This window comes from Paenibacillus allorhizoplanae (genome assembly GCF_927798215.1).
Classification (GTDB): Bacteria; Bacillota; Bacilli; order Paenibacillales; family NBRC-103111; genus Paenibacillus_E; species Paenibacillus_E allorhizoplanae.
Genome location: NZ_CAKMMW010000024.1, coordinates 100,500 through 119,949 on the forward strand (window position 1 = coordinate 100,500; position 19,450 = coordinate 119,949).

16 protein-coding genes are annotated in these 19,450 nt (G+C 46.9%); 6 read left to right on the forward strand and 10 right to left on the reverse strand.

Annotation, left to right across the window (positions count from 1 at the left end; all coding sequences use genetic code 11):
• Positions 1 to 14 precede the first annotated feature (14 nt).
• From L6I86_RS28635 to L6I86_RS28645, 3 genes are read right to left on the reverse strand one after another with little or no spacing between them, the layout of a single operon-like run.
• On the reverse strand, positions 15 to 1,193 hold the full coding sequence (locus L6I86_RS28635; protein ID WP_236291868.1) for an MGDG synthase family glycosyltransferase: 1,179 nt from the start codon (positions 1,191 to 1,193) through the stop codon (positions 15 to 17).
• Positions 1,194 to 1,226: 33 nt separating this feature from the next.
• Positions 1,227 to 1,802, reverse strand: coding sequence for a thymidine kinase (locus L6I86_RS28640; protein WP_056608434.1), 576 nt, complete (start codon positions 1,800 to 1,802; stop codon positions 1,227 to 1,229).
• A 26-nt stretch (positions 1,803 to 1,828) separates the two neighbouring features.
• Positions 1,829 to 2,806, reverse strand: coding sequence for an HD domain-containing protein (locus L6I86_RS28645; protein ID WP_236291869.1), 978 nt, complete (start codon positions 2,804 to 2,806; stop codon positions 1,829 to 1,831).
• Positions 2,807 to 3,180: 374 nt separating this feature from the next.
• Between L6I86_RS28645 and gltB the strand changes: the two genes are divergently transcribed.
• The 3 genes from gltB (at position 3,181) to L6I86_RS28660 (ending at position 9,958) form a co-directional block, all read left to right on the forward strand.
• Complete coding sequence (gltB, locus tag L6I86_RS28650; RefSeq protein WP_236291870.1) at positions 3,181 to 7,773, forward strand: glutamate synthase large subunit; 4,593 nt, start codon at positions 3,181 to 3,183, stop codon at positions 7,771 to 7,773.
• Between the two features lie 26 nt (positions 7,774 to 7,799).
• On the forward strand, positions 7,800 to 9,284 hold the full coding sequence (locus L6I86_RS28655) for a glutamate synthase subunit beta (protein ID WP_236291871.1): 1,485 nt from the start codon (positions 7,800 to 7,802) through the stop codon (positions 9,282 to 9,284).
• A 197-nt stretch (positions 9,285 to 9,481) separates the two neighbouring features.
• Complete coding sequence (locus L6I86_RS28660) at positions 9,482 to 9,958, forward strand: hypothetical protein (protein ID WP_236291872.1); 477 nt, start codon at positions 9,482 to 9,484, stop codon at positions 9,956 to 9,958.
• Positions 9,959 to 10,025: 67 nt separating this feature from the next.
• Here L6I86_RS28660 and L6I86_RS28665 read toward each other — a convergent pair whose 3' ends face one another.
• Positions 10,026 to 10,709 (reverse strand): response regulator, encoded by a 684-nt coding sequence (locus L6I86_RS28665; RefSeq protein WP_236291873.1) that lies wholly within the window; start codon positions 10,707 to 10,709, stop codon positions 10,026 to 10,028.
• A 39-nt stretch (positions 10,710 to 10,748) separates the two neighbouring features.
• Positions 10,749 to 11,951: a sensor histidine kinase gene (locus tag L6I86_RS28670; RefSeq protein WP_236291874.1), complete on the reverse strand. Its 1,203-nt coding sequence runs from the start codon at positions 11,949 to 11,951 to the stop codon at positions 10,749 to 10,751.
• Between the two features lie 273 nt (positions 11,952 to 12,224).
• Between L6I86_RS28670 and L6I86_RS28675 the strand changes: the two genes are divergently transcribed.
• Together L6I86_RS28675 and L6I86_RS28680 are read left to right on the forward strand one after the other, a co-directional pair.
• The gene (locus L6I86_RS28675; protein ID WP_236291875.1) at positions 12,225 to 13,160 is read left to right on the forward strand and encodes an ABC transporter ATP-binding protein; all 936 of its coding nucleotides are present in this window, start codon (positions 12,225 to 12,227) and stop codon (positions 13,158 to 13,160) included.
• 19 nt (positions 13,161 to 13,179) lie between these two features.
• A complete protein-coding gene (locus L6I86_RS28680; RefSeq protein WP_236291876.1) occupies positions 13,180 to 14,091 on the forward strand; it encodes an ABC transporter permease in 912 nt (303 codons plus the stop codon).
• A 51-nt stretch (positions 14,092 to 14,142) separates the two neighbouring features.
• On the opposite strand, the gene L6I86_RS28685 is transcribed toward L6I86_RS28680, so the two are convergent.
• From L6I86_RS28685 to L6I86_RS28695, 3 genes are all read right to left on the reverse strand, one after another.
• Complete coding sequence (locus L6I86_RS28685; protein ID WP_236291877.1) at positions 14,143 to 14,877, reverse strand: HAD family hydrolase; 735 nt, start codon at positions 14,875 to 14,877, stop codon at positions 14,143 to 14,145.
• A gap of 82 nt (positions 14,878 to 14,959) precedes the next feature.
• Positions 14,960 to 15,412, reverse strand: coding sequence for a bactofilin family protein (locus tag L6I86_RS28690; protein WP_056608465.1), 453 nt, complete (start codon positions 15,410 to 15,412; stop codon positions 14,960 to 14,962).
• Between the two features lies 1 nt (position 15,413).
• On the reverse strand, positions 15,414 to 16,454 hold the full coding sequence (locus L6I86_RS28695) for a M23 family metallopeptidase (RefSeq protein ID WP_236291878.1): 1,041 nt from the start codon (positions 16,452 to 16,454) through the stop codon (positions 15,414 to 15,416).
• A gap of 199 nt (positions 16,455 to 16,653) precedes the next feature.
• Here L6I86_RS28695 and L6I86_RS28700 point away from each other — a divergent pair, with 199 nt between their 5' ends.
• On the forward strand, positions 16,654 to 17,745 hold the full coding sequence (locus L6I86_RS28700; RefSeq protein ID WP_056608471.1) for a ParM/StbA family protein: 1,092 nt from the start codon (positions 16,654 to 16,656) through the stop codon (positions 17,743 to 17,745).
• An 83-nt stretch (positions 17,746 to 17,828) separates the two neighbouring features.
• On the opposite strand, the gene L6I86_RS28705 is transcribed toward L6I86_RS28700, so the two are convergent.
• Complete coding sequence (locus tag L6I86_RS28705) at positions 17,829 to 19,247, reverse strand: GerAB/ArcD/ProY family transporter (protein WP_236291879.1); 1,419 nt, start codon at positions 19,245 to 19,247, stop codon at positions 17,829 to 17,831.
• The gene (locus tag L6I86_RS28710; RefSeq protein WP_236291880.1) at positions 19,220 to 19,450 is read right to left on the reverse strand and encodes a hypothetical protein; all 231 of its coding nucleotides are present in this window, start codon (positions 19,448 to 19,450) and stop codon (positions 19,220 to 19,222) included. The genes L6I86_RS28705 and L6I86_RS28710 overlap by 28 nt, the downstream gene beginning before the upstream one ends.

Sequence of the window (19,450 nt, forward strand, 5' to 3'; positions counted from 1 at the left end):
CCTCACAATGGTTACTACCATTGTATGAGCGGTGTTTTTGATGATGCCTGAATATAGGAACGCTTATCCGATTGCTCCAAGTACGCAATGATCGCTGTTGCACAGCTTTGATCTTCCTCATTCTGCTCTTCACGGATGTCTGTTCTCCGCTTGGCAAGCTCGGGATATTGCTCGAGCAGCAGTTTAAACCAGTGGTCAATCATCGCGACGGATGTGATGCGCTGTCCGTAGCCATTTTCCTGAAAATAAGTGCAGTTTTTTTCTTCTTGCCCGGGAATCGGGCTGTAGAACAGCATGGGGATACCTTTGGCCATTGCCTCTGTACAGGTCATCCCGCCAGGCTTCGTAATCAGCAAATCGGAGATATCCATCAGCTTGCTAATCTCGGTGGTATAGCCAATGAGATGGATGTTCGGCTGACGGAAGACATCCTCCTCCAGCAGCTGGAGGCGTGCTTTCACATTCGTGCCGAGACAGATTAGCAGTTGAATATCTTGGCTCCAACTTGCCAGATAGGTCAGCAGCTCTTCCTTTTCTTCCTTTTTAAAAACACCCCAACCGCCACCCATAACCATGACCGTAGGCATGGCTTTGAGACCGAATTCCTGCCGAATCTGCTCCTTGCTATGAGCTTTGCGGAAATTAGGATGAACCGGAATACCGGTAACCTCAATACGCTTGTCCTGAACGCCACAGTTCAGGAGACGCTCTTTAACAAGGGGCGTGGATACCAAATATTTGTCTACTGCTGCGTCTATCCACGTCCCATGAACATCGTAATCGGTGATCACGGTAAAGAGAGGTACATTCAGTCCTGCGCGTTTCAATCTAGAGACAATAATACTAGGAAATGGGTGCGTACAGACGATCAAATCCGGATTCAACTGCTTAATAACCGCTTTCGTTCGTGAATAGAATATACGATGCAGCACAAGACTGGCTACACGACTCGGCCTTTTATCATAATGATTTCGATAGAGCATACCGTACAGTCTGGGTTGTGATGTTACCGTGCGGCGGTATGCCGAGAAGACCCAAGGTGCTAAGGTAGGATGCAAAAAAGCGCCAAGCTCAATCACTCGGGTAATCATGTCTGACGAGGATTGCCGAAGCTCGCCAGCCAGCGCATGAGCAGCTTGTGTATGTCCTTTCCCGAAGCCCTCAGATAATAGCAAAATCCGTGTTTTACGCAAGGAACTCACCTTTCTTTGTAAATCATATCTATCCTAGGTGTGATCTGTTTTTTTCTTAGATGCATAGCATTTGCGACACACAGGAACGTAACTTTCATTCCCACCGATCTGGATCTGCTCACCATGGAAGATAGGAACGCCGTCTTTGCAACGCATGTTCATGATTGCCTTTTTATCACAATACCAACAAACGGTTTTAATTTCTTCGATCGTATCCGCCACAGCCAAAAGTGCATTACTGCCTTCAAATAATTGTCCCATGAAATCAGCGCGAAGTCCGTAAGCGATAACGGGAATATCCAGTTCATCGACGACTTCAATCAATTGAGAGACTTGGGCTTTGTTCAAGAACTGAGCCTCGTCGACCAAAATGCAATTTGGACGTTCAGTCTGCGCCAAAGCGACCATATCCAAATGTTCGTCTACGACGATGGCTCCTTTTTGCATACCGATGCGGGAAGCGACCTTACCAACACCGAAACGATCATCCATAACGGAAGTGAGGAGAAGTACTTTTTTGCCCTGTTCCTCATAATTATGAGCTACGCGTAAGACTTCAATCGATTTACCGCTATTCATCGTGCCATAACGAAAGTACAATTTTGCCAAGCTGGGACAGTCCCTTCTGCGGATGTTTATATGGTGAAAAAATAAGTTGCGGCCATGCTATCTAGTTCAGCCAGTTTCACAGCAGCTTGAAAGCTGACTTCAGTGGCGAGTTTTTCGCCAATTAGCGGTTGTTTTTTGTAAACCTTCCCGATCTTGACTTCGATGCTGCCTGGTACAGGTTCTTGGGCAATTTGAATGCGATGGGGCTCATACATGAGCACATGAATTATTTCGCGAGCCGTCTCATTATTGCTCTGCAGCAGCTCCTGAATCAACTCATGATCCATGAGTGCGGGGATTCGATCCTTCATGCCTGGATTTGCCTCGCAATGATGTGCCGTTGCTTTCGCCAGCAGTGCATCCATTGCTAGAAATTGCGGGTGCAGGATGAGTCGATGTTCTTCAACAATCGCATCAATAAGCGCTGTAGCTGAAGCCTCATTCGCTTCTATGTAGGGTCCGCGTAAGCGAAGTCCTTTCACTACTTCCGAAGGCGGCAGCGTCTGACGACCAGCATAGTAAGTATCGCGCAGGAAGCTATCCAAGTGATCGAGTCCAAGAACCGTTGATTTGTTCGTTAGCGGTGTTTCTTGTTTCAAAAGATCAATAATTGCCCGCGGCGAAATGCCGTGCTTGACTAGAATATCCGCGATGATGCCTTGCCCGATTAATTGTTCGGTTTGACGGTGATGATTATACCCAAGTGTCCGCTCAACCGCATGGGAGAAAGGCAGGTGCCCGATATCATGGAGCAGTGCCGCAATGCGCAGATGAGATTCTTCTGGGCAAAAGTGAGCCATGAGTGACCAAACGCCAACCGTATGTTCGAAGCGTGAATGTGTAAGTGGTGAAAATAGAGCCGATGCTCCGAAATGATGTAAAAACTTCAGGCGGCGTACCGGCTTTGAGCGGAAAAGCTCAATTTCAACCGGATGAGCTTCTAGCTGCCATTGATAAAGAGGCTCCCTAATCATGCCGTCCCCAAAAGTATGCTGTATACTCAAACAGAGCTCCTCCTAAGATGTGGAATCTGGATGTATGTTCTAGCGGTATTAGCTATCATAGCATGAAACATAGAAAGTTTGCTATCACATGCACAGCCAGTTGTATTTATATAGGAAATGAGAACATTTATCGTGCCTATACAATATGATGCAACTAGCGATTCTATTAAAATGAAAACCTTTTCAATTTAAATATTTTTAAATTGAACTATAGGAAACCAAGTGTTAATATAATAGAAAAAATATTGAGAATATTTCCTCTACTTATTGCGGATGTAGTCGAAATATGAAGCATTGAATTCTTACTTTTTAGCACTTTAAAGCATGCGTTTAACAAAGTCCAGCGAAAAACGAGGGAAGAAAGGTTGCACAACATGACTATTAAAGGATTACCGCCCAAACAGGGACTGTACGATCCGAGGAATGAGCATGATGCTTGCGGTATAGGCTTTGTTGCCAATATCAAGGGTGTCAAATCTCATGCCATCGTCAAGCAAGCGCTTCGTGTACTTTGCAATTTGGATCATCGAGGCGGGCAAGGCAGTGACCCGAATACGGGGGATGGCGCAGGCATTTTGATGCAAATTCCAGACACGTATTTTCAATCCGCCTGTGAACAAGAGAACATTAAACTTCCAACTGCTGGTAGCTATGGCGTAGGTATGGTCTATTTGCCTCAAGAATTAGAGGCACGTCAAGCTTGTGAAAGTACCATTGAGCGAATAGTCAAACAAGAAGGGCAACAATTTCTTGGATGGAGAACCGTTCCAACAAATAACAGTTCGTTGGGGGATTCTGCAATATCCGCTGAACCATATATTCGTCAGGTGTTTATCGGCCAAAGCGCAGATACTGCGACGAATCTTGATTTTGAGCGCAAATTATACATTATTCGTAAATTATCTGAAAACGCTATCAAACTATCCCATCGGGGATCGCAATTTTACTATTCTAGCTTGTCTAGCAGAACGATTGTCTATAAAGGGATGCTAACACCTGAGCAAGTGGACGCGTATTACGTGGAATTGCAAGATGAGAAGGTAGAGTCTGCCTTAGCGCTCGTTCACTCCCGTTTTAGTACCAATACGTTCCCGAGCTGGGAACGTGCGCATCCGTACCGTTATTTGATTCATAATGGTGAAATCAATACACTTCGTGGTAATGTCAACTGGATGCACGCGCGTCAAGCGATGTGTGACTCTGAATTATTTGGTGAAGATTTCAAACGTATTCTACCTGTAATTGATACGGATGGTTCCGATTCCCAAATGTTTGATAATACACTAGAGTTCCTAATGCTTTCAGGCCGTTCATTGCCGCATGCCGCCATGATGATGGTACCCGAGCCTTGGTCTAAGCATGAAGGTATGGATGATGATAAAAAGGCGTTCTACGAATATCACAGCACCTTGATGGAGCCGTGGGATGGTCCTGCAGCTATTGCTTTCACAGATGGCAGTCAGATCGGAGCGATACTCGATCGAAATGGCTTACGTCCTTCTCGTTACTATGTGACAACGGATGATTTGATTGTGCTTGCTTCTGAAGTAGGCGTGCTGGATATCGAGCCTGAGCGCATTTTGTACAAAGACCGTCTAAGACCGGGACGCATGCTGCTTGTGGATACGGTAGAAGGCCGCATCGTGACCGACGAAGAAATCAAGAGCGGCATCGCTAGCGAGCAGCCGTATCGGGATTGGTTGAATGAGCATCTCGTATCCCTAGAGGATCTGGAAGATGCGCCAATTGTACTTGGCTCTGACCAGGACACGATTCTTCAGCGTCAGCAAGCGTTTGGCTATACCTTCGAACAACTGCGTAAGACCCTTGAGCCTATGGGCAAAACAGGTGTGGATCCGATCGGTTCCATGGGTACGGATGCGCCGCTTGCGGTGCTTTCAGACCGTCCGCAGCTGCTTTATAACTATTTTAAACAATTGTTCGCACAAGTAACGAACCCGCCAATTGATGCGAACTTTGAAGAAATTATTACGGCGCAGGGCACCACGATTGGGCCAGAGCGCAACCTGATTAAGCCGGAGCCAGAGAGCTGCCGCCAAATTCGTTTGAAGTCGCCGTTCCTCTCCAATGAAGAACTAGCGAAGCTGCGTCATATTCAGCGTGATGGTTTCAAAACGGTCACGTTGTCGACGCTTTTCGAAGCATCGGCAGGTACTGCTGGGCTTGAGAGTGCGATGCAAGATTTGTACGTGGCTGCCGATCAAGCAATCATCGACGGCGCTACGTTGATTATTCTCTCTGACCGTGGTGTAGATAGTGCGAACGCGCCGATTCCGGCACTTCTCGCAACATCAGGCTTACATCACCACTTGATCCGTCAAGGCACGCGGACGAAAGTCAGCTTGCTTGTCGAGTCTGGTGAGCCGCGTGAAGTGCACCATTTTGCCCTATTGCTCGGCTATGGCGCAGGTGCAATCAACCCATATCTGGCGTTAGAAACGCTTGATGACATGATTCAGCGTAAGCAGTTAGTTGGCGTCGATCATGAGAAGGCAGTCTATAACTACATCAAAGCTGTCACGAAGGGTGTCGTCAAAGTGTTAGCGAAAATGGGAATTTCCACCATTCAGAGCTATCGCGGGGCGCAAATCTTTGAAGCGATTGGCTTGAGCCAAGAGCTGGTAGATAGCTACTTCACTTGGACGTATACCCCAGTGGGTGGTATCGGTATCGAAATGGTGGCGAAGGAAGCCCTAATGCGTCACAGCCGTGCGTTCTCTGAGCAAGAGGGACGCGATCGTGTGCTGGATACAGGCGGCGACTTGCAATGGCGCAGAGACGGGGAAGATCACATCTACACCCCAGAAACGGTGCATGCTCTGCAATCAGCTGTTCGTACGAACAATTACGGCATGTATAAAAACTTTAGTAAGCTCGTCAAACGAGAAGACGAGAAATATATGGCTTTGCGCGGGCTGCTGAGCTTCAAAGCGGGACGCACACCGATTCCGATCGAAGAGGTGGAACCGATCGAATCAATCTTCAAGCGCTTCAAGACGGGAGCCATGTCCTACGGCTCCATCTCCAAAGAAGCGCACGAAACCATCGCGATTGCGATGAACCGCATCGGCGGCAAGAGCAATACCGGCGAAGGCGGCGAGCATCCGGAGCGTTTCACGCCAGATGCGAACGGCGATCTTCGCCGCAGTGCCATCAAGCAGGTGGCGTCCGGCCGCTTCGGCGTCACGAGCCATTATCTCGTCAATGCTGACGAGATTCAGATCAAGATGGCGCAGGGCGCGAAGCCCGGCGAGGGCGGTCAGCTTCCGGGAACCAAGGTGTACCCGTGGGTAGCCGAGGTTCGCGGAGTGACGCCAGGCGTAGGCTTGATTTCGCCGCCGCCGCATCATGATATTTATTCGATCGAGGATCTCGCAGAGCTGATCCACGATCTCAAGAATGCCAACCCACGGGCACGGATCAGCGTTAAGCTGGTATCCGAAGTCGGAGTTGGCACGATCGCTGCCGGCGTAGCCAAAGGGAAAGCGGACGTTGTCCTCATCTCCGGCTACGACGGAGGCACAGGCGCGTCACCACAGACGAGTATTCGTCACGCGGGTCTGCCGTGGGAGCTCGGTCTGGCGGAGACGCATCAGACACTCGTACTGAACAACCTGCGCAGCCGTATCGTCGTTGAGACGGATGGCAAGCTTATGACCGGGCGCGACGTTATCGTTGCTGCGCTGCTCGGTGCCGAGGAGTTCGGCTTCGCAACGACTCCATTGATTACGATCGGCTGCGTGATGATGCGCGTCTGCCACTTGGACACTTGTCCGGTTGGGGTCGCTACGCAAAATCCGGAGCTTCGCAAGAAATTTGCTGGAGATCCTCAGCATGTTGTGAACTTCATGACCTTCATCGCCAACGATGTGCGTGAGATGATGGCAGAGCTTGGCTTCCGCACGATCGAGGAGATGGTTGGACGTACCGATATCTTGGAGTCCAAGCCAGCGGTCGAGCATTGGAAAGCCAAAGGCGTCGATCTTACGCCGCTGCTGCACCAACCGGACATGGGCGAAGAAGTCGGTCGCTTCTGCCAAATGGAGCAGGACCATGGCTTAGATCGCTCCTTGGATATGACGAAGCTGCTTGCTATTTGTGAGCCAGCGATTGAGCGCAAAGAGCATGTACACGCGATTCTGCCAATTACGAACGTGAACCGTGTTGTCGGAACGATCGTGGGAAGCGAAGTCACACGCCGTCACGGTGTAGATGGCTTGCCGCACGATACGATTCGTCTACATTTTGAAGGATCAGCAGGTCAAAGCTTTGGTGCTTTTGTACCCAAAGGGATCACACTTTCCCTCGAAGGAGATGCCAATGACTACGTAGGGAAAGGATTGTCTGGCGGTAAGCTGGCGATTTTCCCATCCAGTAAGTCGACTTTTGTACCGGAAGATAACGTGATTATCGGCAATACGGCCCTATATGGTGCTACAGATGGAGATGTTTACATCCGTGGTATCGCTGGCGAACGCTTCTGCGTAAGAAATAGTGGTGTGCGTGCCGTCGTTGAGGGTGTCGGCGATCATGGCTGTGAGTATATGACGGGTGGTCGAGTCGTTGTCCTTGGTCCAACAGGGCGTAACTTCGCAGCGGGTATGTCAGGCGGTATTGCCTACGTACTGGATGTGAATGGTGACTTCCAAAGCAAAGTGAATAAAGAGATGGTTTACCTCGAGCAGCTGGAAGAAACGTATGAGATGAATGAATTGAAAACGATGATCCAGCATCATGCCACATTTACGGATAGCAGCGTTGCCCACCAGGTTATTCAGCACTGGGATGAGTACGTTTGGAAGTTCGTGAAGGTTATACCGAAGGACTACAAACGGATGTTTGATGCTATCGAGAAAGTGAAACGCTCCGGTCTAAGCCAACAAGAAGCGGTCATGGTTGCTTTCGAGGCGAATATGAGAGATGTTTCCCGTGTCGGTGGAAATTAACGAAACTCAGGAGGGATTAAACGTAAATGGGTAAACCAACCGGTTTTATAGAACATGCTCGTGAAGTGGCATCCGAAGCTTCTCCATTGGTCCGAATCGGCCATTGGAAAGAGTTTGCGACACCACTAACGCAAGATAAATTACAGGTACAAGGCTCCCGCTGTATGGATTGTGGGATTCCTTTCTGCCACACAGGGTCATTGATCAGCGGCATGGCCGCTGGTTGCCCAGTGAACAATCTCATTCCAGAATGGAATGATCTCGTGTATCGCGGTCAATGGCGTGAAGCCTTGGACCGTCTGCACAAGACGAATAATTTCCCAGAGTTTACAGGCCGTGTATGTCCGGCGCCTTGTGAAGGCTCTTGTACAGTAGGCTTGAAGGACACGCCGGTTACGATCAAAAGCATTGAGAAAGCGATCATCGACAAAGGCTTCGATGAAGGCTGGATCAAGCCTGAACCGCCGGAAACGCGTACGGGGAAGAAGGTTGCCGTTGTGGGTTCAGGTCCTTCCGGACTTGCGGCAGCAGCGCAGTTGAACAAAGCTGGACATTGGGTTACCGTATTTGAACGGGCAGACCGCGTTGGCGGCTTGTTGATGTACGGTATCCCGAACATGAAGCTGGACAAAAAGTATGTCCAGCGTCGTGTAGATCTGCTTGAAGCCGAAGGCATTGCTTTCGTAACGGGCGCTCACGTTGGTGTGAACTACCCGATTGAGAAGCTGCAAGAGGAATTCGATGCGATCGTCCTGTGCGGCGGAGCTACGAAGGGCCGTGATCTACCGATCGAGGGTCGTGAGCTCGGCGGCGTGCATCTGGCGATGGAATTCCTGAGCAAGAACACGAAGAGCTTGCTTGATTCCGAGCATGCGGATCGTGAATTCATTTCCGCTGAGGGCAAAGACGTAATCGTTATCGGTGGTGGTGATACCGGAACCGACTGCGTGGGAACTTCCATTCGTCATAAATGTAAGAGCGTGACGCAGTTTGAGATCATGCCGAAGTCACCGGAGACACGTCCAGCGAACAACCCTTGGCCAGAGTGGCCGAAGGTGTTGAAAGTGGACTACGGTCAGCAAGAGGCAGCTGCGCTTCAGGGCGAAGACCCGCGGACGTACTTAATCAACACGAAGAAATTCGTGGGGGATGAGAACGGCAACTTGAAGGAGTTGCACACTGTTTTGATCGAGTGGCAGAAGAACGATAAAGGCGCGTTCGTGCCTGTTGAAGTGCCTGGCAGCGAGAAGGTTTATCCGGCGCAGCTGGTGTTGATTGCGATGGGCTTCACGGGACCAGAAAGCACGGTATTAGATCAGCTCGGCGTAGCCAAAGACGAGCGCTCCAACGCGAAAGCGGATTACGGGAAGTTCGCTACGAACGTAGATGGCGTTTTCGCTGCTGGCGACATGCGTCGCGGACAAAGTCTCGTGGTATGGGCGATCAACGAAGGTCGTGCTGTAGCACGCGAAGTGGATCGCTTCTTGATGGGATCGTCGAATTTGCCATAAGCTTTGTTAGACTGCTTGCGGGTAGAGAGTTACCTGTGAGCAGTTTTTTCTTGTCTAGTGGAGAAAGCGAGATTGTGCCCATCAGTTGGTTCGTTTTATTAGACTAATAAACGTGAACATTTCTGTAAACTCATGTACAATAGAAGAAAGAGCAGTCCAAGCATAGGCTGCAAGTTGTACGGAATGGAGGGAAGCGCATGAGGAAAGAAGATCTTCTTACAGCTGAGGAGTTACAAGCATTAATGGTCGGGAATGAGGAATATTCTGATGAGGTTGGCAGCGATGAGCCAGTCAGGGCGCAGGATCTGCATTCTTTGCAAAAGACCGTCATGCTACTTTCCAAGCAGGTAAAAGAGCTCCAAGCGCAACTTCATGAGCAGTTTGAACTCCAGAATAGACAGCAAGAGCAATTTCTACGACTATGCAGGCACCAGCTTGAGAACAAACTGCATGAGCAGCTGGTTAACACCATTGTTGTCCATCAGCATGCGGCGAATCAAGAAGATAAGATGGAGCTTCAATATACGCCAGTGATATCGGAAGAAGGCAGCCTTAGCGCTGGGCCAATCCATGATTCGTCAACGGAAGATACGCCCCTACCCTTTTCAAGAGTAAAGAGCTATAGTAAGATTCGCAAAAGAAAAAAGGGTTTTCTCGAGAAGCTCTTTGAATAGTCGTGTAATAGCAAAGACCGCTTCTTCTTAGATGAAGAGCGGTCTTTATTTATGAAATTCCCCTCGATTACAGAATTCCCTCATCATGTGCTTTTTTCGAAGCTTGAACACGGTCTCGGACGTCCATTTTCGAATAGATGTTGGAGATATAGTTTTTCACTGTACCCTCAGACAAGAATAGCTTCTCTGCGATCTCACGATTATTGAGGCCGTCGGCGATGCTGTGAAGTACCTGTAACTCACGTTCGCTGAGGCCGTAAGTCTCTGTTCGAATATTGCTCTCTTCCTTATCTTCTGTGGAAGCCCCGCTTCCACCGTCACGAGCTTGCTGGACAAGCATTTTGGCAATATCATGCGGAATTAAGGTGCCGCCCTGATGAACCCATTTAATCCCTGTAGCAAGATCTTTGGGATGAATGGCTTTGAGCAAGTAGCCTTCAGCTCCAGCACTAAGTGCATCTACGACGTATCCAATTTCTTGGAAGGTAGTCAAAATGATGACACGAATATGCGGCCAGGTAGCTTTAATCTGACGTGTAGCCTCAACGCCATCCATAATCGGCATATGAATATCCATTAGAACGACATCGGGTTGCACTTCTTCACTCAGTTTTACAGCGACATGCCCGTTTTCAGCTAAGCCAACAACCTCAATATCGGGGTCCATGCCCAGTACAATGTGTAAGCTTTCACGAATCAAATCCTGATCATCGACCAGGAGCAGTTTGAGCGGAGCTTGGGTTACAGTCATAGCAAATCCTCCTCACAGCGATTAAAAGGGTTTATAGGTTTAAAAGGTTGGAAAACGTTTGACAGGAATAAAACAATGGACAACGGTCCCTTCTTCAGGCAAAGAGCGTACTTGTAAAGTGCCTTGCAGCGCCGTTATCCGTTCTTGCATCGCTGCAATACCGAAGCCCATTTTCAATTGATCGGTGCCTATTCCGTCATCTTCAATGCGAAGGGAGATTTGGTCATCGGCATAGGTTAGTACAATTTCGATAGAAGTTGCTTTACCATGGCGTTTGGCATTCGTCAGTGATTCTTGTAGACAACGAATTAATGAAAGCTTGGTTTGTTTGGGAATTTCGAACTCGTCACTAACCGTTGTGAAGTGAATCTGTGTTCCTGTGTGCAAGGCAAATTCATTGGCAAGTCGTGCCAGTTGCTGAGATAGCAGCAGATCGCCCTCTTGGGGGACCATCTGATGAATACTGCGGCGCACTTCTTCTAGACCACCTCTAGTCACATTGCGCAGGACGTCGAGCTTCTCCTTGGCTTTCTCGGGCGAAACTTCGATCAAATACGAGACGGCGTCCATTCCCATGATGACGGATGTGAACGTATGTCCTACCGTATCGTGAAGCTCACGAGCCATCCGATTGCGCTCCTCAACTAAAGTAAGCTGCTCAATTTGATTCGCGTACTGCTCAAGGACGTTATTTTGCTCATGGATCAAATGGTATTGACGTTGGTTCTCGCCTAGAAGCTTCTCGGTCTTCTCGTTCGAAGTAACGGCGCGTTGTAAGCTTAATCCGATTGCGAAGAAGAGAACAGCATTCAGGATAAAACTAAATAGTTGTCCGACTCCCATGCCGCTATGTAAAAGGAAAAAGTAAGTCATCGGCATGCCTAACATGAAAATAGGGGCGGTCCACCACGCATTTTTTCGATCGGTGAGGAATCCAATAACCATAATTGGGCAATTAATGGTAAGTAAGGCGTCTTGCTCCATCCAAGCCAAGTAAATTTGCAGGGGGATACCGGTTAGTAGAACAGCAATCGGATAGCATGTCGGATTAATGTAGTGGGGTCGCCAGAATATAAAAGGAACCCCATAAGAGAGTAAAATGGCCAATATGGTTAACAGGATGTGGGAGAATGGTTGTTCATAGATGTGAAGGCAGCTATACAGTAAACCAAGTAGTGCAGCGCCGGTCAAGACGATAAACAGTGACCACTCTACACCGTGCCACGGTCTTCTTTGGATCATAGATGAGCTCCTTTTACTAACAGTTCGTATCTTACCATTGTACATAAAATTAGGAAAAAGCCATAGTGAGCGCAGTCATATGACTGAAATATCTCCACATAGGAAAGATCAGTTTTCGGGAACCGAAAACCACTTTCCTATTGGCGATAAAATCTACCTTTAAACGCGGTCGCACACCTATGATTGGCATCGATAGAGATTTTATCACTAGGCATGACAGCGGAAGTAAGCTAGGATTGGATTATATTGGTTAAAAAAGAGAGGAGATGTCGAATGTCAGCATCACAAGAGGTTGGTACACCCATTGTTAACGTGGATAATATTTCCAAACGCATTGGTTCCAAGACCATTATTGATAAGCTAAGTTTCGAGGTGCCGCGTGGCGATGTGTTCGGATTTCTCGGGCCCAATGGTGCGGGAAAAACGACTACCATCCGTATGATGGTAGGATTGATGTCGATTTCGGAGGGGGATATCCGTGTTGGTGGGTATTCGATTCGCACGCATTTTGAACAAGCGATTCGTCATATTGGTGCGATTGTAGAAAATCCGGAAATGTATAAATTTTTAAGCGGCTATAAGAATTTGGTTCATTATGCCAGGATGATTCCAGGTATTGGCGAGGAGCGAATTGGGGAGGTGATCGATCTTGTCGGGATGACGAATCGTATTCATGACAAGGTGAAAACCTACTCGCTGGGCATGCGGCAACGACTAGGGATTGCGCAAGCTCTTCTGCATAAACCGTCAGTTCTTATTTTGGACGAGCCGACTAACGGGTTGGACCCAGCTGGCATACGGGAGCTTCGAGATCATTTGCGTAAGCTTACCCGTGATGAAGGAATTTCAGTTATTGTTTCTTCGCATCTTTTAGCAGAAATGGAACTGATGTGTGACCGCGTGGCCATTATTCAAAATGGGAAATTAGTTGATGTTAGACTTATCAAGGAATATGTTCAGGAGGACGGCAAACAGCGGGTCGTCTATGAGGTGGACGCAATTGAACAAGCAGTGAAGTTAGTTTCTGCTCAAGGGTATCCAGTGGAAGTTATCGATGCCGAACTTGTTATGGATCTCGACAAACAAGAGATAGCTTTGTTGAATAAGCGGTTCGTAGAGGCGGGAATTTCTGTTTATGGCATCCGCAAAACCATGAAGTCGCTGGAAGATCAATTTTTAGAAATGACGGGAAGTGATCCTATTGCTTAATCTCATCAAGAATGAGCATATGAAGATTTATAATCGGCTTCGAACATGGATTCTAGTGGTCTTGTTAATTGTCATTGTCGTGCTCACTGGTGTGTTATCGCATTCCGATACGAACAACAATGATGATAGCTGGAAAATAAGGGCTGCAGAAACGATTGAACACAATAAGACAGAGCTTGCAAATGCGGATATCCCAGAGAATTTTAAGAAGCAGATGCGGGAACAAAGTGCGCTTCAGCAATACATGCTGGATCACAATTACCCACCGATTGATAACACATTATGGGAAGGTATGCTCACTGCTTCTGGGTTAATCATTGTGGTTACGCTCTTCACGGTCATTATTGCTGGAGATATGGTAGCAGGGGAGTTTACTTGGGGAACCATTAAGCTGTTGCTCATTCGTCCTGCTAGCCGGTCGAAGATCTTATTGTCGAAGTATCTGACAACACTTATTTTTGCAGCTACGTTACTGGTCATTTTGTTCATTACTGCTCTGATTGTGAACGGCTTCTCCTATGGCTTTGAGCGACTGAGTCTCCCTCATTTAATTGTGAATGCCGCAGGGCAGGTGCAAGAGAAGAACATGCTGTTCTATGTGTTGGCGACTTATGGACTTAAATTGATTGAGCTCGTGATGATCGTTACACTAGCTTTTATGATTTCCACCGTGTTTCGCAGTGCTTCTCTTGCGATCGGCCTTAGCATTTTCATCATGTTCGCTGGCCAAGTGATTACCTTATTGTTCTTGCGGTATACGTGGGGCAAATACTTCCTATTCGCGAATACGGATCTCACTCAGTATTTAGAGGGACAGCCGCTAGCGGAGGGAATGACGTTGGGATTCTCCATTACTATGCTTGTGTGCTACTTCTTGTTATTTAATGTCCTTTCCTGGGGAATATTTCGCAGACGTGACGTCGCGGCATAATGAAAAAGAACGATCCTTCCGGTACAGTTTTCACCGGGGGATTGTTCTTTTTTATTTGTTAATATACGATTGGATGGCCTCTGGCACTTCCAGCAGGGAAGGCAGTTGGTAAAACGCGCCCTTCGGCGTGACGTCAATCGTCCCATTGTTAAATACCCAATCATCTGCAACGGGGATATGAATCGCATGGATGCCTGCATGGAGCGCTGGCAGCACGTCTGTTGTGATGGAGTTGCCGATCATCCACGTATGCTGTCGGTCAAATTGCTTCTCCTGCATCAATGTATTCATAAACTCACGTGTCTTATGGACGGTAACGAAGATACGATCCTGAAAAAATTGATCTAGACCGACATCCTTGATTTTCTTCATTTGAATAGAAACATCTCCGCCTGTATACAGAAACAAGTTGTGACCAGCTTGTTGAAGATTGTGAAGGGTTTCATTCATCAGTGGGTATGGCTCGACGGTGTAACTGTAAACCGTGTGACCTAGCTGCATGAGCCAGTCAACTTCTTTGCTACTTACTGGACGGTTGTAGTGCTGCGCGAACCATTGGTATGTCTCAACGAACGATTGCGGAAACCGCTCCGGCATAAAGCCATGAATTTGGATACCAGCAAGGTCGATTTGCAACTGTTTTTGCCTGATATCCTGCTTAGTTAGACCATGGCCTGAATACCAAGTAAGCATCAAATCTACGAACTGGTCAATGACGAAGTCAAAGTATTTATTGCAATGCACCAACGTGTCATCTAGGTCAAATAGGATGTCTTGTTCTCTCATAGTTCCGTGTCTCCTACATCAGTTAGAAATGAATTTCCAACTAGTATATCATGTGGAAAGCTTCTATCCTAGCAGGAAGGAATTACATGGCAACGGTGTTGCCTTTATACATTTGTTCTGGAGCAGCAACAGGTCGGTTCCCAGTTTCAGGCTCGTTGTTTGGCACGGATACTGGCACGGTCGATTTCGTTTCCATTTTACTGCTGCCTTGGAAGACGCCGCCTTCCTCAATAATGAAAGAAGCAGCGCTAATATTGCCATGAAGGGAGCCTGTAGAGGTAATGGTCAGCTTGCCCTTGGTTGTAATATTCCCTTGAACGCTTCCAGCCAGAACCACATCTCGTGCAGAGATATTAGATTTCACGACGCCGTGCTCGCCAATAATGACATCGCCAGCACAGTCGATATCCCCCGTAATTCCGCCTTCAATACGAATGCTCGCCTCTGATTTAATACGGCCTTCAAAGCTTGTTCCCTCACCTATCAGTGTATCGGTTGTATTTGGATTCATGAGGTTTTTTGTTTTTTTGAACATGTTAGTTATCATCCTTTCGAATCGATTTAAGATAAGGCTTGGGATCGACGCTTTCGCCGTTTTTGAGTACTTCATAGTGGAGATGTGCCCCTGTGCTACGGCCTGTAGATCCGACTAAACCGATCTTACCGCCTTTTTCTACAGAATCACCTTTGTTAACTAGAATTTTATTTAAATGCATGTACCAGGTGCGTAAGCCCTTGGAATGCTCAATCACAATGTTGTTGCCGTGGTAAATGTCTTTACCAGTACTGACGACTTTACCAGCAGCTGTTGCATAGACCGGATCATTCTCGTGAGCACCGAAATCAATGCCGGAATGATAGCTCGGTATCTTGGTAAATGGATCGGATCGATAGCCAAAAGGGGAAGTAACAACCTTCGTGCTCGTTGGCCACAACGTTGGCGTGATGCGAAGCTGCTCCTGCTTGTCGGCCACTTTCTGCTTCGTTTGTACTAAATTCGTTTGCAACTCTTGTACCTCACCATTCAGCGCAGAGAAGGAGGCAAGCGTGTCTTGACCTAGCTTAAGAATGATCTCTTGTGAGACGGGATTGGGGCTGCCACCTACACCAGTTGAAGGGGGAGACTCGCCGACTGTCGGCTGATTGGCATCTTTCTTAGCTTTACCTTCGGAGTTTGTGCTTGCAATGGCGACGTTACTTGGTTCGTGATCAATCCCTGCAATGGACTTGAGATCACTCTCGAGCTTCTTTACTTCCTCGACCTTCGTTTTCATCTGTTCAGCTTGCTGGGACAGTTGAATCACTTCGTTTTGCAATTGTTCGATGGCTTCATTCTTAGAAGTTAGGGTTGCGCTCCATTGCTGGTTGACACCGCTTAGCTTCGTTTGCAAATCACTTGCTTGTTTCACAGTATGTGCATGCAAAAAGTAAATCGTTATGGAAATCAGCATTAGCAAAGAAAAGCATGCTGCTGCGATATAGGCAGATAAATGGGAAATGCGAAATCTGACAACTGATTGCGTAGTATCTGGAATGATAACCAGTGTCAGTTTTTTGGGTTTCCACTTAAGCTTCATAAGGACTAAGTTATCTCCTGTCATGGTTGAATTTGGTAAAGTGAAGTTCTGTACATGATTCGTCATATTTTGCTAAAAACCTGCCTTCCTACCTACTAGTCCTAGGAAAATGAGTCTAAAGTAGGAAGGAATCCTGTCGTATATGATCGAATTTACTAATACAATTACAGAAAGCTGTAGATTTGGAGTGGAGGCACACATGATTAAGCTTGCAGGTATTGACATAGGGAACGATAGTATTAAGCTGGTGCTAGATGGGTCTAGAGAACCACTAGTAATTCCAAATATCATAGCGCCGGGCTACGAAAGACACATTTTGCAAGAAGAAGATTCACCTTGGAAAGCATTGGATGTCGTTATTTATAGTCCAAGCCTTTCACAGCGGAATCAACGTTATTTCGTAGGGCAGCTGGCCTTAGAGCACGAGGATAACCTAGAGCTAGAAGACACGGATAATAAAGCGCTATCGGATCAATCCCTCATTGTAGCACTGACTGCACTTGCTTATCAGGGTCTCACGAATCAAGCAGCGGGTCCTGGTTACGGCAATGTTGACGAAGTTGAATACACATTGGGTACGGGGTTGCCTGTTCGTTCTTTCCCGAAGTATAGTCAGACATTTGAACATCGGCTTCTAGGTGAGCACGAAGTGACATTCCTATCCACACCACAGTTCCATAATCGTAAAATTAAAGTTTCGATCCGCAAAGTAGCTGTCTCTATAGAAGGTGCTGCGGCCATGTTCCATATGGCAACACACGACAGCTTGCAGGTCAAAGACGAAGAAATATACAATGGCTGCATAGGCGTTTGTGAAATCGGAGCTTTGACGACAGATTTCCCTGTCATCAAACGCATGGCGATTGATAACCATTTTAGCCATGGCGAGCAGATCGGTATTGCAACGTATTTGGATGCGATTATTCGTGACGTGGAAGATGCCTACGGTCACTTGTTCCCAAGCCGAGCGAAGCTTGCGCAACGCGTGAAGAATCGTCAATTCACGATTCAACTTCCTGGAGAAGGCCAAGTGGATATTCGGCCCATCGTGGATTTGCATTTCCGCAGAGCTGCCGTACGCATGGTCGAAATGATCAAGAAGCGCTGGCGCAAATGCCCAGATATTCAATGCTTCTACGTGATTGGCGGTGGTGCGACTGCACTGAAGCCGTACATCCAAGACGCGGCAGGAGCAATGAAATTGCGTTTCACCAATGATAGTGAATACTTAAATGTACATGGCTATTTAAAGGTAGCTAAGAGTCGTTTAAATCAATCTGTTCCTGTTTAACTTACAAGGCACCCGCTTAGGCGGGGGCTTTTTTTTTGAACAATAAGCATTCCTCCAAATATAAATTCACGGCAGAATTCGTCTTAGTTACTGCTTTCGGCCTGCTTCAGCTTGGTAAGTTCCATATAGGTGGTCAATGTCGTCAACAATAGAGAACTGCCGAAGCCTATTGCGCAAATCGAACCAATCAGCGTAGACTTCTCACCGAACGTAAGGCCAATGAGAACAAATGCTATGCAAATGACCAAAACTAGATTTCCTCCCCACAACCATTTTGTATAGGACATACGTTGGCTAAGTTTGCCTGAATTTTGTTCGGGATCTTCCTTTACATGTGTTCCTCCAGGGGGAGCTGGAAAAGCTTCCGGATGCTTCCGCTTTTTCCTATTTCCCGCGATAAGGAGGATGACCATAATGATAGGCTGGTAAGCCAGGACAATTACGGGTGAGCTGAAATTGGAGAAACTGAGCAGCTCGGTGGTGCTCTTGAAGGAAAGACAAGTACACAGACCGATAAGCAGGATGATAGGTTTGTTAATCATCGGATAATTTCGACCATTGAAAATGGAGCTAATGCCAAGCAGAAGCGCTAAATAAATGGTGATTATTTTACACGCAACGGTTGGATACCAAATCATGAGCATGACCAGATCAAGTCGATCTAGAAAATCAGTGACATGAATCGTTTGAACCAGATTATAGCTAGGATAGGAGAAGTTTGCAGGCATTTTAGGGCCGAGTACGGCAATAATGGCCAACAGAACGAGTGTGAGTAGAAAAAAGCCTAGCAGGGAACCGTGTCGAATAGCCGAACGAACATGATTAGAGTTGGCAATCATATGGAGAAATGCGCCCAGAATGAAAACATCACCCGCGCTCCCGAGTGTTAGAATGGAACTAGCTGTCCAGTGTTGAAGCGGCATTGTCAGTAAAGGCGTCGTTAGCCTCAAATAAAATTCGTTCGATAAGAGCAGCGGCATAATCATAATCGTAACGACGAAGAGTGGATAGAACAGGTCATTGACGCGTGCAATAACTTCTACACTCGTTTTACCAAAATACATAAGCAACAAACAGTTTAATAAGATTAAAATTTCAAGTGGCGTTGTATGCAGTAAAAGGGTAGAACTAAATCTGGATACAGAGGAAATATCACGAACGACAATTTGCCAGAAATGAAACAAAATGAGTAGATTCATAACTGTGCCCAGCCAAGGACCTAATATTTCTTTGGAAATTTCAAAAATGTTCTTAAAGGGATAGAGCTTCACCAAATAACTAAAGAAGGCAGCAATCAGAAAGACATAGATAATAGAAAGTAGATAGCTGAACCAAGCATCCATTTGATTGATGCGAATCAATTCATTTTGCAACGTGAGGATGCCTCCGCTGGTAACAATGGAAGAAGCTAGCCAAGAGAGCTGCCGTTGGTTAATGACTTGCTTACTATCGATGAGGAACACCACCTTTCTATTTAAATGCCAAGAACTTGAATGAACCAAGGAGAAACCACTTGCACGAAAAAATAGGAGGGCATTGGAATACTCACATGGAAATATTTCGTGATGAGAAAAAGAAGGATTAAACCAATGGTAATACCATAGGTTATTTTGTTTCCGGTCTCCGTCTTCCGCAGCATCTTGCGATCGATAATGAAAGACCCGAACAAAATGATAAGAAAGCTGATAATAAAGATCCCATCCAT